Below are 14,432 nucleotides of genomic sequence, written 5' to 3' on the forward strand. Positions count from 1 at the left end.
ATTGACCAATTTATTAATGAGAAAGCTTTACTTTTTACTTCCGGGGACAGATAGCAAGTTTGCTTGTGGTGGTCTTTGGGCAGAATTAAAAACATTTAATCTTGCCAAGGAAGTTTGTCATGCTGATGTTGTCACTTACCGTCAAAGAGAGGAAGGGAAACTCTTTATTGATGACTTGTTACAAGAGAAAAATTTAGATGATGTGATTTTTGTGATTAGTTGGGGCTTTGATGTTGCTCGACTTGCTAGTAAGCTTCAGCAATATAATGTTGTTTACCATGCCCACAGTGCAGGTTATGGATTTAAATTACCTGCAAGTATTCCGATTATTAGTGTCAGCCGGGATACGATGGGATATTGGGGGCAATCTTCACCTCATTCACTAATATATTATTTGCCGAATCAAATTAGTAACGAATTTAAAAATTTACATTTGCAAAGAGATATAGATGTATTAGTTCAAGCTCGTAAATCTTCGCAGTATTTAATGCAAGAATTGATTCCAGCTTTGCAAGAAAAATGCCAGGTATTTGTTGTTAATTCCTATGTAGAGGATTTACCAGGACTATTCAATCGCGCGAAGATTTACCTCTATGATTCTGCTGAATACTGGGCGCAGCAAGGCGTAAGTGAAGGATTTGGTTTGCAACCGTTGGAAGCTCTGGCTTGTGGTTGTCAAGTTTTTTCTAGTATTAATGGTGGTTTATCTAATTACTTAGATCCCGGTTTTAATTGCTATAAAATAGCTGGATATTCAAAAGAGTATGATGTTCAACGTATTTTGAAGTTACTGAATAATTGGACACCATCGTCATTATCTGAAGAGTTTTTGGCAGAATACAGATATGAAAATATTATCAAACGTTTAGAAGTGATTTTAGATGAGTTAAATGATTTTCTTGATCATAAAAAAGATTATGTTGGTAATATTAAAAATCTGACAAGAATGCGTTTGACTAAATTGCGCTTGCAAACACTATTTAATAAGGTGAAAAAGAAGTATTTCAAAGTTTGATAATTGATTATTTATGTAATTGACCGCAGGGATAAAAATTGAGAGAGCCAAATTCCCGATTTCTTTAAGAAGTCGGGGATCTTGTTGTTTACTATAAGCATGAATTTAAATTAACCTGAGTTCGATAGATTTCATTAGCTCAACATCCCACCCTCAAATAAATAGCTGGCTCATAGCCCAATACGGTTCAGATAAGACCAAAACCTTTATTAGGACGATAATGTAGAGACGCACCATGGCGCGTCTCTACACATCACTAATTTCACTAAAAATCCTTAACTGAACCGTATTGGCTCATAGCCAACAGAATTTTACCAAAACTCGTCAATCAGCTTTACCGAAAAATAAAAAAACCACCAATTTCTAAAATACCTTTAATTTCACCATCTTTGTTAAAGTCGTAGCTCATAATTTTTACTCCAAGTTTGTTGAAAGTTTGTATCGATTTATCTCACTTCCCATTTTGCTGGATATACAAAGGTTTGACGGAGCTGATACCGCTCTCCATGAATTTGCTTAAATATCCAATAAAAAAGAAGCAAAATTTCTCCAAAATAAGGGAAAGTTAGTGCAATGAAATATGGAATTATTGCATCTGAAGAAGGACTCAAAATTGTTGAAAATGCAGCTATTTTATGCACGATTACTACCAGAAAGCCTACTACAAAGTAGAAGTTCTATAACATCAAATGTTCTATGATAAAACCAGAAATTTCTTTCCAGTTATTTTTAATCCAATCTGACAAACTATTTGCTAAAGTTCGCAAACCTAAATCACGCAAAAATCGAAGAAATGAATTAGGTGATTTAGCAGCAGATTTCTTAGCAGAATAACTAGCGTTTCTCGCAGCATTCAAAGCACGATCAAGATCATTATTATGAGACATAGGATTTAAATGTGAATAACTTCTGCGACACAGTATATAAGCAAGTAAAAGAATCAATTAAACGGATTGAAACTATCTAACCAACTCTTTCCATTACTTACTTTCTCACTATTACGTTTCTCAAGTGCATCAAGCACAACCTTTGGTGTATATTCTTTGTATGAAAAGCTTTTCAGCCCATTAAAAATCCAGGTTCTTTCTTCAGGGCAAGAATCAATTATAGTTGCAAATAATTCCTCAAGTTTATAACCAGTTTTTGAGGAATAATCAATCAATTTGATATTCTTTTTAATTACGCCAAAAAGCTTATCTCTTCTATCCTGAAGTATCACTTCAATATTGTTCTTTTGCTCTTCAGATGGAATGTTATATTCAATCTTCCAGTTAAGTGGTTCAACAAGGTCAATTTGGTTTAGTCCAAATACTATTTTACTGTGGAATTCTTCAAGTTCTTGCAAATACCTTTGGTCTAAAGCTATAGCTCTATTACGAGCCGTCAAAACCCAAATTATAACGTCACACTTACCTAAATTCTCTTTATACATCTGGAGATATTTAGGATCAAGGTTAATATCTTCACCTAGACCAGGAGCATCAATTACTCTTAGTTGAACCGGAGAATTTTTAATTGTGCTATTAGTAAGCGTAAGTTCAATATCTTTCTGCTCAAACTCTTTGGTACAAGCAACTGTGTCACTAGTTGCCAAGTTGGTTTTAAAAAGTCTGTTAATTGTTGACGATTTGCCAACACCTGAGACTCCAATTAAACCGATTGTAGGAGGGTGTTCTTCCAATTCCTGTTTAATTTTTGGGAGTGCTTCTTTTAATTGTTCAATTTTTTGATTCATATCAATTTCCTTTTGTTCGGTGTTATTTCAATCATGTCTGAAGTGAGAAAGAATTTTGGTTCAGGTTTTGGTTCAATATGGTTGTTGAAGGAGAGCCAGAAATTGATCCAAATTTCAAATTTTCAAAAACATTCTAAATAAAACCTTCTTTTCTTATCTCACCCGCTTGCTACTGTTTTACCTTGTGGATCTTTGGTTGAATGAGATGGATCAAAATGAACTTCAACCCTTGTGCCACACATCCTCAGAATCTCAATGTCGAAGTAAGAAACTTTCTCAAAAATTTTGATACTGCTTCCTGTCATATCATCTATTTGTGAGTCGTAAAGAGCTTGCTGCAAATCACAATAAGGCTCTATCGATTTATCTCACTTCCCATTCTGCTGGATATACAAAGGCTGAACAGTCCTGATATTGATCTCCATGAATTTGCTTAAAGATCCAAGAAAAAAGAACCAAAATTGATCCAAAATAAGAGAAAGTTAGTGCTATAGAATATGGGACTTATCGCATCTGCACAAGGACTTAAAACTGTTGAAAAGGCAAGACTTGCAAAGGGTTGGGCGCGTCAAGCTTCTATTTGGTATGGAGAAGCACACGTTGAATTACCGACATTGAAGCGATTTTTGGCGGGTAAAGTGGCAGTTCGCCAAGAAAATTTCGAGGCTATTTGCAAAGCCGTAGGAGTGGACTGGAAGCAGATTGTAGATTGGGAAAAAAGTGGCCAAAACCGAGTTGAGGACAATTCTGATATAGCACAGATATGTCTTAAGGAAGATTGTAATGAGATGCATGATGTGCAAATTTTCTATGGTCGGGAACAAGAACTTGAAAACCTTAAACAATCGATTTTGCAAAATAGATCCCGTGTAGTGACACTATGTGGTCAACCGGGAATTGGTAAAACTGCTTTGGCTGCAAAATTAGCAGAAGAAGTGAAATCTGATTTTGAATATTTTAGTTGGCGATCGCTTAACGATTCAGTAGCACCAAGTTTGTTAAAACTGCTGTCAGGTTTGATTAAGTTTCTATGTAGCGAAGAAGAGACTGATTTCCCTAGCGATGTTGATGAATTGATTGACAAGTTGCTCAACATTTTTAGCAATCACCGTGTTTTGTTAGTGCTTGATGGTTGGGAAAACATATCGCGAACTCAAAGCATGGAAGGTTCCCAAACAGATTATGAAAAATATAGCAAATTACTCAAACGAATCGCAGAACGAAAGCATAAAAGCTGCGTTGTAATTACCACTCAGGAAGAACCAAAGGAATTATCGTCACTCCAAGATACCCCATGTGTAAAAACCAGATTGAAGGGTTTAGACTTTCAAGCAAGTCTGAAAATATTGAATGCTAAGAAGCTAATTTTTGTACCACAGCAAGCAGAAAAGTTAATTAATGACTATAACGGCAATCCATTAGCATTGAATCATATTTGCGAACATATTCAAAAAGTATTTGCAGGAAATGTATCGCACTATGAAACAAAATATACAATTCTCTTTCCATTAGAATTTGAAACTGCAATCAATAAAAACTGTGAGTTTTTATAGCGGTTCTCGCTCAGATGAGGTACATTCTCAAAGTTGAAATGATTTATCTATGAAGTCTAGCTATACTTCATTAGCATAGGAAACGCTATATCAGAATTGGAATCTTATACTTTACAAATTATCGCTACCGAATCTATACCAATAGAGTATGAAAAATTGAACTTACAAATACAGAATAATTTTGACGTATCAAATTCAGATTTACAGATTGCTTTATCGTCACTTTTTGAGCGTTCGTTAATCGAAAGAAACTCTCAAGGTATCGCAATGTTTTACAATCTCCAACCTGTGATCAGAAAGTGTGTCAGAAAGTTGCATGGAATTACGTAGCTTACTTTAAAATATAGAACACTAATTAGATATTGGATTGTTCATATTTAAAAAACTGTAAACTAATGAGCAAAAGATAATAATTTTAGTATCAGTATAGACATGCTAATTCTATAAAATCTACATATACCTTAAGTATGAGTTATTGCATCAATCCTAAGTGCAGACAACGTTACAACCCAGACGAATCGGAAATATGTCTAAGTTGTGGCACTTCATTACTGATTAACAATCGCTATCGCGTAAATAAGCGTATAAAAAGTAATCAATCTGTTTGTACTGAAATATTTGAAGTAAAAGACTTGACTCCAAAGGATAGTGATGAAAAGAAGATTCTTAAAATAATTTATGATGATGATTCCCAAAGAGATAATGGCGAAAAAAAGTTTACCATTTTGACTAGATTATTTAAACGAGAACAAGATTTTTTAACTGAAAATAGAAATCCAGGTATCCCTCTAGGATATGACAAATTTTCTTTGACGTTGAGCAATGGGAAAGAAATACATTGCTTAGTTATGGAAAAAGTCAAGGGGATAAATCTAGAAGAATGGGTAGAAAACAACGGAGCGATTACACAAGAACGGACTTTGAGATGGCTGAAACAAATAGTTGATATTCTCGATTTTATACATGAAGAGAAAGACTTCTTCCATCGAGATATTAAGCCATCAAATATTATGCGGCGACAAATAGATCAAAAATTAGTGTTGATAGACTTCGGCACGGTAAAAGAAATCTGCTTTAATCAGCATGGATCACAAATAACTACACAGATAGGGACACCAGGTTATCAACCACCTGAACAAAGTCAGGGACAGGCAGAAAAAAAATCGGATTTCTACGCACTTGGTAGAACTTTTGTGTATTTATTAACAGGTAAACAACCGCGTCAGATGGAGACAGAAGGAGCAATTTACAGATGGTATGAACACATCAATTCTCCCATTTCTCAGTCACTAATTAAGTTAATTAATGACTTGATGGAAGAACATATAAGTAAGCGTCCTGAAGATACGCAAACTATTTTGGCACGCCTCGATCATATTCAGGAAGAAATTGCAAAATTCCCATCATCTATATCTTCTAAGGTTGTGTCCCAAACTCCAACTAATCCGCCTCAACATAGAGTTGCATCTTCAACTCCAACTAACCGACCCCAACTAGAAAATCAACAAAGACGGGATTTGATAAAGAGTGTAGCTATAGCCTTTGGAGTTATTGGAATAGCATTATTGATTCCATTACTCGTTGGACGAAATAACCAAGCTCAAAATAAAGATATACCTATTATGCCTCTAACGTCCCCTTCTACAACTCTTCTCTCAGAAGGTTGTGATTTTAAACTAGGAGATAATATCAGTTGTGGCGAAGAAAGTTTGATTTCTCAGAGTGGTCAAATGAAAGACCCTCCCCAGGAGAAAGTCCAAGGAATGGGTGAAATCAAAGAAGGTAACTACAGTAAAGCACAAGAGTTACTTGAAAAAGCTTGGAACCAAACTTTTGAAGATGGAAAACCAGACCCTGAAACTCTAATTTATCTAAACAATGCTAAAATTCATAACTTGATTAATCAACAAAAAAATTCTCAACAAAAGATTTATACTATAGCAGTAGCCGCTCCCCTAAAATACATAAAAGAAGAATCAGACATTTTTAATCAAGGCTTAGAAATGCTGCGTGGAGTTGCTCAAGCACAAGATAAAGTGATAAAAGAAGAAGGGATATATTTGCAAGTTGCGATCGCCAACGACGCAAATAATATAGAAAAAGCACCTGAAATCGCCGAACAACTAGGCAAAAATCAAGATATTTTAGGAGTTATAGGACATTATTCTAGCAGTATCACTCAAGCTGCACTTCCAAAATATCAAGAGAATGGATTGACATTAGTTTCACCAGCAAGTACTTCAGTAAAATTATCTGGTCAAAAAAACTTGTATCGTATTGCTCCTGATGATGCTGTGGCTGGTCTGGCTATTGCAGAGGATCTAAAAAATAAGCCAAATCCCCAGATAGTTGCAATATTTTGGAGTAAGGGTGAAGCATTTAGTGAATCTCTCAAAGGAGAAGCAGAAAGAGGATTAGGAATTGACAGGGTTGTTAACTATAACATAGAAAATAGCGAAATATTTAATTTAGCAAGTGATAATTTCAATGTAGAGAATGCCCTTAATGAAGCTAAAAAACAAGGAGTAACTGCAATTATTCTTATTCCTGATGGTGGTCAAACTAAAGCTTTGACCAACGCATATGCTGTAATTCAAGCAAATAAAGACCCCAATTTCATCTTTATCGGAGGAGATACTCTCTACAATAGTCGCACGATAGAAAATGTAAAAAAAAATGCGGCAAAAAATCAGCTTATAATAGCTGTATCATGGCATCCGTTGAATAACGAGCTATTCTCTAAATCCACAGAAAAGTTATGGCGGACAAAAGATGTCAGTTGGCTAACCGCTACAGCCTACGATGCTAGCCTTGTACTAACTGAAGCTATTAAGCAAGACCCCAGTCGAAAAGGTGTTAATAAAATTATATCTGCGGCTGGCTTCAAAGTTAACCAGGGTGCAACAGGAGAAATAAGTTTTAATGAAAGCGATCGCACCGATCCTAAAAGTACTTTAGTCAAGGTCTTACCCTATTGCCAGCCAGGGTCAGGTTATCGTTTTGTTCCTGTTAACTATCCCAAAAAGTGTATTTCAAGCTAAATTTACGCAGATACAGGGGAGCATGTGACTTGCAACATAAAAATGTCCTCATTTGTACTGATAATATTTATCGAACTCAGGTTAGATTAAATGTAAGTCATCATTGACTATTTCTCTGACTTTAGCCGCAGAATCTTGTTGTAATGCTGCTGTGATGATCGCCTGTGCTTTTGGTATAGTCAATTGAGCGATCGCACTCTTAAATCCAGGAATCGCTTGGGGATTGAGACTCACTTCATCTAGCCCCAAGCCTAATAAAATTGGTGCTGCTAGGGGATCGGCGGCGATTTCACCACATAACCCCACCCAGATACCAGCAGCATGTCCAACTTCGACGGTTTGCTGGATCATTCGTAATACTGCTGGGTGCAAAGCATCGGTTAAATTTGCCACTTTGGGATTGGTGCGATCTGCTGCCATGATATATTGACTCAGATCATTAGTACCAATACTGAAAAAGTCTACTTCCCTAGCTAACTGGTCGGCAATAGTGACTGCTGCTGGTACTTCTACCATAATCCCTATTTCCATGTCTTCATCAAAACCAATATCAACTTGACGTAGTTCTGCTTGCACTTGCGCTAGTATTGCTTTTGCTGCTTGGATTTCTGTAAGAGTCGCAATCATAGGAAACATGATTTTGATTTGATAGTGAAGGCTAGCCCGTAAAATAGCCCTTAATTGAGTTTTCAAAACTTGGGGACGATCCAAACAAAAACGAATTCCACGCCAACCTAAAAAAGGATTAGTTTCTACACCCACACCTAAATAAGGAATTGACTTGTCTCCACCAACATCGAGGGTACGAATAATCAAAGGACGATTATCTAAAATTTGCGCGATCGCTTGGTAAACTTCTAATTGCTGTTCTTCAGTAGGAGCGATCGCACGATTAAGATAAAGAAACTCCGTCCGCAGTAGTCCGACACCTTCTGCACCAAAATTCACAGCTTGTTGTGTATCATGAACACTGCTGACATTAGCGAACACATTTATTCGGTGGTGATCGCGAGTCATACAAGGCTGATGAGCAATATTGATTATTTGTTGCTGGATTGCGTGTTGTGCATTTTGCTTCGCTTGAAGTGCTACCAGAGTTTCTGCTTCTGGTTGTACCCAAACTTTACCCATCTCCCCGTCAATAGCTAACTGTGTACCATCGTTTAGCTGTAGTATTTCTAATGGTAAGCCAACAATTGCTGGAATACCCAAAGAACGAGCAAGGATGGCTGTATGGGATGTAGCACTACCACCTGTGATACAAATACCCAAAATCCTTGTCGGATCTAAGCTAGCTGTATCTGAAGGAGTCAGATCAGCCGCTACTAAAATAGCTGGTTGGGATACATCCACAATTGTCATTGGAGTCCCTGATAATACCCGTAATACTCGCTGTCCCACATCAACGACATCAGCGATTCGTTCTTGTAAATAAGGATCATCAAGATGGCGATAGTTATTTGCTACCTCATTAATTACTCCTTGCCAAACAGCTTCCGCATTGAGGTGCTGGCTCAAGATACGTTCCTGTGCAGTTTCTAGCAAAGTTGGATCTTCTAAAAATAATAAATGGGCATCAAAAATAGCAGCTTCCGCATCACCAATTTGAATCGACGAGTGCGACAGCAAAGTTTGAATTTCTTGTTGGGCAGTGTGCAGTGCTATTTGTAATCTTTGCCACTCATCGTTAGAGTTTTCTATGTGATAATGCTGTACTTCTTCGAGAGAAGTCGTTTGATTCGAGCTTATGGGCGTTTTTCGATAGCGAAAACAAGGTGCGATCGCTACTCCACCAGAAGCGGGGATACCTTGGAGAGAGGAGAGAGTGTGGGAAGTGGGGGGAGTTTGGGGAGTGTGGGAAGTGGGAGGAGGAGTATTTTGTTCACCGAAATTGGTGGTAAATAGTGTTTGTAATGCGGCTAGTGCTGCTTCTGCGTCAGTACCAGTGGCAGTAATGACAATTTCGTCTCCTTGACGTACTCCTAACATTGCTACTTGGTTGATACTGTCAGCGCGGACAAATTCGCTAGATTTAGTAGCATTTTTGACTTTTATTTGGGATTGAAATCGAGCAGCACACCCTACAAATTGAGCTGCGGGACGGGCGTGCAATCCAAACCTATTGCTGACTCTGAGCTTAATTTCGTTTGTCTGTGGCGTGTCATGAGTCATTGGTTCTTCACTAATGACAAATGAGAAATGACTCTCATCCAAACCTAACTGAGTTGCTTTTGCTACTAATGCTCCCTGTGCTTCTGCGATTACCTGTTGCATGTCATTACCAGCTGCGGCTGCAACTACTGCGGCGATCGCACCTTCAACTAGAGGCGCTGCACACAAATGTATTTGCTGTTGTTGTTCAAGTGGGAGGAACTCTAGCGCCATTTCTGCACTCATCAGGGCGCTACCGAGATCCATCAGCACCAACACACCATCATCACTATATACAGATGCGATCGCCTCATAAACCTGTATTGCATCCGTACCGAGAGGATTTGCGGGATCATCAATTCCTGCTGCGACGGCGATGGGAACATGATCTTGAACCATCTGTACTGCAAGTTCTCGCACGCCTTCTGCTAGCCGTTTGCTGTGAGAAACAATAACAATTCCAATCACGGAGACACCGTTAATTAATTGCGGATTGCTTTCTTCAACCTCATTATCAGGGGTAACTCAAATTTTTGGGTGAATTTTCAGCAAACCGTAATCTAGCTTGAAAATGGGGATCGGGGATAAGGGATCGCTTAAGAGGTTTTCATACCCCTTCCTATTCAACCCCGAAGAAAGATGATGGTATCCGCTTATTTGTACGACTGCTGTATGCAGGAATGCAAGAGTGATGCATTCCCGTGTCCTCACACTGCCCTCACCTTTCCATTTTCTCTTCAGAAGCAGCCTCTGGTGGCAAATTTGCTAAAAATTGTTGTAGTCTCATTCGCTCTATGTAAGGCCAGCCACCCTCTGACTCAATATCTTTAAGTAATGAGTACAGTGCTTGACGATTATTAGGCAAATTATTCTGAAAAGATCCATCTCGAATCTCTCGGTGTAATTCTTCCAACTGTCTTAATAAAGCCAAAAGAGCAATAGTATCTCCTTGACAAAATGCCACTGCATCATGTACGACGCTCACGATGTCTTGTAATTTACAAGATAATTTCTCTGACTCAAAAATTCTGCTTTGATTCATGCGAGCTTCTATAAACTAGACCAACTCAAATTTACCGAAGATATTTTACTTTCATTGTTTGCTAAAAGACGTGTTTACGGAAAACTCAAGAAAATATGCTTTTAAGTTGCATAATTACCCTTAATTTAGCTCTCCATTAGCTTATGCAAAGTATGTTGCTCTGAATTATAAGTTACAGTAGAGATACTCAGTATAGCCTGTTGGGAGCTAAATGCGATCTCAGCATTTTTGATAAATACATGGTAAATGTGAGATCGCTTTGATTTTGAGTTAAAAAAAATCGTATGATCTGGCTGATGATCCCCCATAAAAATATGGGCTGTATGTAATGGCGGCACATATATCACAAAACGACAAAGGCGATACCACAAAAGTAAAAATACTGGCAGACTCACGGACAGTGGGTGATCACCCAAACAAGTTGTATTAACCATATTACAGTTGTTTACAACTTGACAAAGCCGTCCAAAGGTCAAAAACAGTATCTTCATTTGTAGGAATCTGCTCAAGTTACTGTGTATCGGGGTGTACTCATCCATAAACACACCCTAACTTTAACCAAATGCCGCCAAAAATGAAACTGCTAGTTTTTGCTTGTCTTTGAGATGCTTTCCTAATTGGATGCTGTGTCTTGGCTAGTCTGATGTTTTAAGCTTCAGGCTCAACAAGTAAAACTTTGAGTTAATTGCAGTTTTACAACTTAAGATATCAATTTTTGACATTGAGGTTGACCATGAGGTTTCGCGCTGTAATTGTTGCACTCTTGGCTTTGTGCTTGGGGTTACTAACTGCTTGTAGTGAGGGTCCTACTGCTGGTAGTACGGATTTACTCACCTACGATCAAATTAAAGGAACTGGTCTGGCGAACAAGTGTCCCCAACTCACAGAAACGAGTCGTGGTTCTATTCCCATTGATGCTAGCCAATCCTACGTCATAAAAGAACTTTGCTTAGAACCAACCAATTTCTTTGTAAGAGAAGAACCTGCTAATAAGCGTCAAAAAGCTGAATTTGTTGCAGGTAAATTAGTAACTCGCAAGACCTATTCGTTGGATCAAATCGAAGGCGACCTAAAAATTAATTCTGATGGTAGCCTTACCTTTGTGGAAAAAGATGGCTTTGACTTCCAAGCTACTACCGTGCAATTACCTGGAGGTGAGCGAGTACCTTTCTTGTTTACCGTCAAAGGTTTAGTTGCTCAGTCACAACCTGGTATGACCAGCATTAATACCTCAACAGATTTTGAAGGTGCTTTTAGAGTTCCTTCTTATCGTGGTGCTACCTTCTTAGATCCTAAAGGTCGTGGTGTCGCCAGTGGTTATGACAATGCTGTGGCTCTTCCTGCTCAGTCTGATAATGAAGAGCTTCTTCGCGCTAATGTTAAGCGTGCTGATGTTCTTGAGGGTAAAATTTCTCTTTCTGTAGCCAAAGTAGATAGTTCTAGTGGTGAAATTGCAGGTACATTTGAGAGCGACCAACCTTCTGACACTGATTTAGGTGCTGGTGAGCCTAAAGATGTGAAAGTTCGTGGTATCTTCTACGCTCGCTTGGAACCAGCTCGTAGCTAAATGATTTTCATTATAAAACTTGAGTTTTACTCAAGATGGCTATTGTTATGGTCTTTGTGGCGATCGCAATAGCTAATCCCTAATCACCCTTGTAACATTTATTCTACAAGGGTGATTTTATTTAAGTATTTTTTCTGGTCAAAATTTTCTTTCTCTAATTGCTATCTCTTGAAACTCAGTTTTTATATATACTTCATTTTTATCTTTATTTACTTAATTTAAGTACAATCTCGGTTTCAATTCAAGTAAAAAATTTTATATGTTTTGTATGTGTTTGAAAAAACAGTAGGTCATACCAAAGTTAACTAAATAATTACTCTTTTCGCTGATTTAAATCCTGTCTTCATTGTCATACTCCTAATAGCAGACACTTCACGACTAATTCTTTGTGTCCGCTATGGGAGTTAGTTTCCATGTCCGTATTTTTGATTGAAATCTTTAAATGCACGACATGCACAATTGGAGCTTGGTTCAGCAGTGAATAACTGTTTGTTTGCTAAGAAAAACAAAATGGTGCTATGCCAACTACACTCACCCATGAACTGAAGCATGAAATCTTACAGTTGCTACGAGAATATCAGCAATCTCGTTCGGCAAATGTTCGTAATCAACTGGTAAAACTCAATTTTGGATTGGTAAGAAAAGAAGCTCACTATTGGATAAACCAGTGCCATGAAAGTTATGAAGATTTACTCCAGGTCGGCTGTCTCGGTTTAATTCGAGCAATTGAAAGATTTGAAATTTCAAAAGGTCATGCCTTCAGTTCTTTTGCCATTCCTTACATTAGAGGAGAAATTCAACATTATCTCAGAGATAAAGGTGTTACCGTACGGATTCCCCGACGCTATCTAGCAATACAACAGCAGGCTATAGGAGTGTCACGTTCTTTCCAGGAAAAATACAATCGCCAACCAACCGACGCAGAATTAGCCGCAGCACTGGAAATTTCTACCCAGGAATGGCAGGAAATTAAATTGGCATGGATAAATCGCGCTCCTTTAAGCTTGGATGTACCAGTCCAGGATGGAGAAGAGGGATCTACTTGCTTGGGAGAATTAGTTGTTGATCATCGCTATCGTAGTTTTCAGCTAGCACAAGAAGATCAAATTCGCTTGCAACAAGCACTGTTCCAGCTCGAAAAACGTACCCGTGAAGTCTTGGAATTTGTGTTTTTACACGATTTAACACAAAAACAAGTAGCAGAGCAGCTAGGTATTAGTGTTGTCACTGTTTCTCGCAAAGTCAAAAAAGGGCTGGATCTGTTGAAGCAGTCAATGAGTGTCGCAGAAGATTAAATGCTAAAACTTAGGTTATAACGGTATCAGATTTCACACTTGCTTTAATTTATAAACATGTTTAATTTGATACGTAAGTTTTTCTTGGTGAAAGAGAGGGGCTGATGGGTATAAATTTAAAAATATTAGTTGCAGCCATTTCTGTTTTAGCGATCGCCTCCTGTGGTTCTGAAGGTGAACAACAATCTAGTAATCCAACACCAGCGCCTAATACATCAGCAAAAACGCAGAAACTACCAGCACAATCATTTAATAACCCTGTAGTGCCTGCTAAAGCAACTTCATTCACTTCTGCTTCTACTGGCTTGATTCAATCCACAAATGCGAAAGCACGGATAGATATTGTTTCAAAAGGACGTAATGACCCGTTTGCTCAAATTGTTGGACAATCTCCCTTAGAAATAGCGAATTCTACTACCAGAATGCGGACTGTCCCCAGATTACTACCTTTACCAATTACCAACACTAGAGCTAAATTAATAGCGACAAGAACACCGCAAAAAAGCAGTGTAGTGTTAAATGCCAAATTAAATAAATCAAAAAACAATATCAACAAAGCAGTTTCAAACAAAAATCTTCCAAAATTCACTCCTGTCTTACCTAAACTCATACCCCCGGTTGTTCCTGAGCAACGTTTAGCATCTGTATTACCACCACCACCACAACCAGATTTAGCCAAGGCTGTTTTTGTGAGTGGTGTGGTTATGGTTGGTAATCAACCCCAAGCTATTATCAAAGTACCAAATGAGCCAACTAGTCGCTACGTACAGGCAGGACAGCGATTAGCAAACGGAGTTTTAATCAAACGTATTGAAATGAACGAAGGTTCAGAACCAATCATAATTCTGGAACAATATGGTATTGAAGTTAGCAGAATGATTGGTGAAGCACCTGCTAGCAGTCCACCAACCGCGACAACAACCACCACTGCTAATCCTGTTTCAGCAGCATCACCAGCCTCTAGTCCAGTTGATATTGGTTCTTCGTGAACTACTTAGCTTAAAAATGGGTGTGGGGATGTAAAGGTGTAGGG

Annotated in this window: 10 protein-coding genes; 6 read left to right on the top strand and 4 right to left on the bottom strand. The window is 38.1% G+C overall.

What is annotated here, in order from left to right:
- Positions 1–16: 16 nt before the first annotated feature.
- The gene (locus AC5JMK_RS17515; protein WP_495910707.1) at positions 17–1,015 is read left to right on the top strand and encodes a glycosyltransferase; all 999 of its coding nucleotides are present in this window, start codon (positions 17–19) and stop codon (positions 1,013–1,015) included.
- A gap of 677 nt (positions 1,016–1,692) precedes the next feature.
- Here the strand turns inward: AC5JMK_RS17515 and AC5JMK_RS17520 are convergent.
- Positions 1,693–1,902 carry a hypothetical protein gene (locus AC5JMK_RS17520; protein WP_495910683.1) on the bottom strand — a complete coding sequence of 70 codons (210 nt, stop codon included), beginning with the start codon at positions 1,900–1,902 and terminating at the stop codon, positions 1,693–1,695.
- A 53-nt stretch (positions 1,903–1,955) separates the two neighbouring features.
- The gene (locus tag AC5JMK_RS17525; protein ID WP_096674277.1) at positions 1,956–2,750 is read right to left on the bottom strand and encodes a GTPase family protein; all 795 of its coding nucleotides are present in this window, start codon (positions 2,748–2,750) and stop codon (positions 1,956–1,958) included.
- A 497-nt stretch (positions 2,751–3,247) separates the two neighbouring features.
- On the opposite strand from AC5JMK_RS17525, the gene AC5JMK_RS17530 reads away from it, so the two are divergent.
- Both AC5JMK_RS17530 and AC5JMK_RS17535 read left to right on the top strand, forming a co-directional pair.
- Positions 3,248–4,303 carry an NB-ARC domain-containing protein gene (locus AC5JMK_RS17530; RefSeq protein ID WP_495910684.1) on the top strand — a complete coding sequence of 352 codons (1,056 nt, stop codon included), beginning with the start codon at positions 3,248–3,250 and terminating at the stop codon, positions 4,301–4,303.
- A 467-nt stretch (positions 4,304–4,770) separates the two neighbouring features.
- Positions 4,771–7,344, top strand: coding sequence for a bifunctional serine/threonine-protein kinase/ABC transporter substrate-binding protein (locus AC5JMK_RS17535; RefSeq protein ID WP_495910685.1), 2,574 nt, complete (start codon positions 4,771–4,773; stop codon positions 7,342–7,344).
- Between the two features lie 81 nt (positions 7,345–7,425).
- Here the strand turns inward: AC5JMK_RS17535 and ptsP are convergent, their stop codons facing one another.
- Positions 7,426–9,963 carry a phosphoenolpyruvate--protein phosphotransferase gene (gene ptsP, locus AC5JMK_RS17540; protein ID WP_495910686.1) on the bottom strand — a complete coding sequence of 846 codons (2,538 nt, stop codon included), beginning with the start codon at positions 9,961–9,963 and terminating at the stop codon, positions 7,426–7,428.
- Positions 9,964–10,213: 250 nt separating this feature from the next.
- On the bottom strand, positions 10,214–10,537 hold the full coding sequence (locus tag AC5JMK_RS17545) for a hypothetical protein (RefSeq protein ID WP_096674269.1): 324 nt from the start codon (positions 10,535–10,537) through the stop codon (positions 10,214–10,216).
- A gap of 733 nt (positions 10,538–11,270) precedes the next feature.
- Here AC5JMK_RS17545 and AC5JMK_RS17550 point away from each other — a divergent pair.
- The 3 genes from AC5JMK_RS17550 to AC5JMK_RS17560 all read left to right on the top strand — a co-directional run bounded on the left by AC5JMK_RS17550 (position 11,271) and on the right by AC5JMK_RS17560 (position 14,388).
- A complete protein-coding gene (locus AC5JMK_RS17550; protein WP_096674267.1) occupies positions 11,271–12,104 on the top strand; it encodes a photosystem II manganese-stabilizing polypeptide in 834 nt (277 codons plus the stop codon).
- Positions 12,105–12,622: 518 nt separating this feature from the next.
- Positions 12,623–13,399 (top strand): RNA polymerase sigma factor SigF, encoded by a 777-nt coding sequence (locus tag AC5JMK_RS17555; RefSeq protein WP_096674265.1) that lies wholly within the window; start codon positions 12,623–12,625, stop codon positions 13,397–13,399.
- Positions 13,400–13,503: 104 nt separating this feature from the next.
- Positions 13,504–14,388 carry a hypothetical protein gene (locus AC5JMK_RS17560; RefSeq protein ID WP_096674263.1) on the top strand — a complete coding sequence of 295 codons (885 nt, stop codon included), beginning with the start codon at positions 13,504–13,506 and terminating at the stop codon, positions 14,386–14,388.
- The last annotated feature ends 44 nt before the right edge of the window (positions 14,389–14,432 follow it).

It is taken from the genome of Pelatocladus sp., from assembly GCF_059505505.1.

Excerpts from the sequence above, each read along its gene's own strand:
- AC5JMK_RS17515 (WP_495910707.1), top strand. The coding sequence starts at position 17 with ATGAGAAAGCTTTACTTTTTACTTCCGGGGACAGATAGCAAGTTTGCT.
- AC5JMK_RS17520 (WP_495910683.1), bottom strand. The coding sequence starts at position 1,902 with ATGTCTCATAATAATGATCTTGATCGTGCTTTGAATGCTGCGAGAAAC.
- AC5JMK_RS17525 (WP_096674277.1), bottom strand. The coding sequence starts at position 2,750 with ATGAATCAAAAAATTGAACAATTAAAAGAAGCACTCCCAAAAATTAAA.
- AC5JMK_RS17530 (WP_495910684.1), top strand. The coding sequence starts at position 3,248 with ATGGGACTTATCGCATCTGCACAAGGACTTAAAACTGTTGAAAAGGCA.
- AC5JMK_RS17535 (WP_495910685.1), top strand. The coding sequence starts at position 4,771 with ATGAGTTATTGCATCAATCCTAAGTGCAGACAACGTTACAACCCAGAC.
- AC5JMK_RS17545 (WP_096674269.1), bottom strand. The coding sequence starts at position 10,537 with ATGAATCAAAGCAGAATTTTTGAGTCAGAGAAATTATCTTGTAAATTA.
- AC5JMK_RS17550 (WP_096674267.1), top strand. The coding sequence starts at position 11,271 with ATGAGGTTTCGCGCTGTAATTGTTGCACTCTTGGCTTTGTGCTTGGGG.
- AC5JMK_RS17555 (WP_096674265.1), top strand. The coding sequence starts at position 12,623 with ATGCCAACTACACTCACCCATGAACTGAAGCATGAAATCTTACAGTTG.
- AC5JMK_RS17560 (WP_096674263.1), top strand. The coding sequence starts at position 13,504 with ATGGGTATAAATTTAAAAATATTAGTTGCAGCCATTTCTGTTTTAGCG.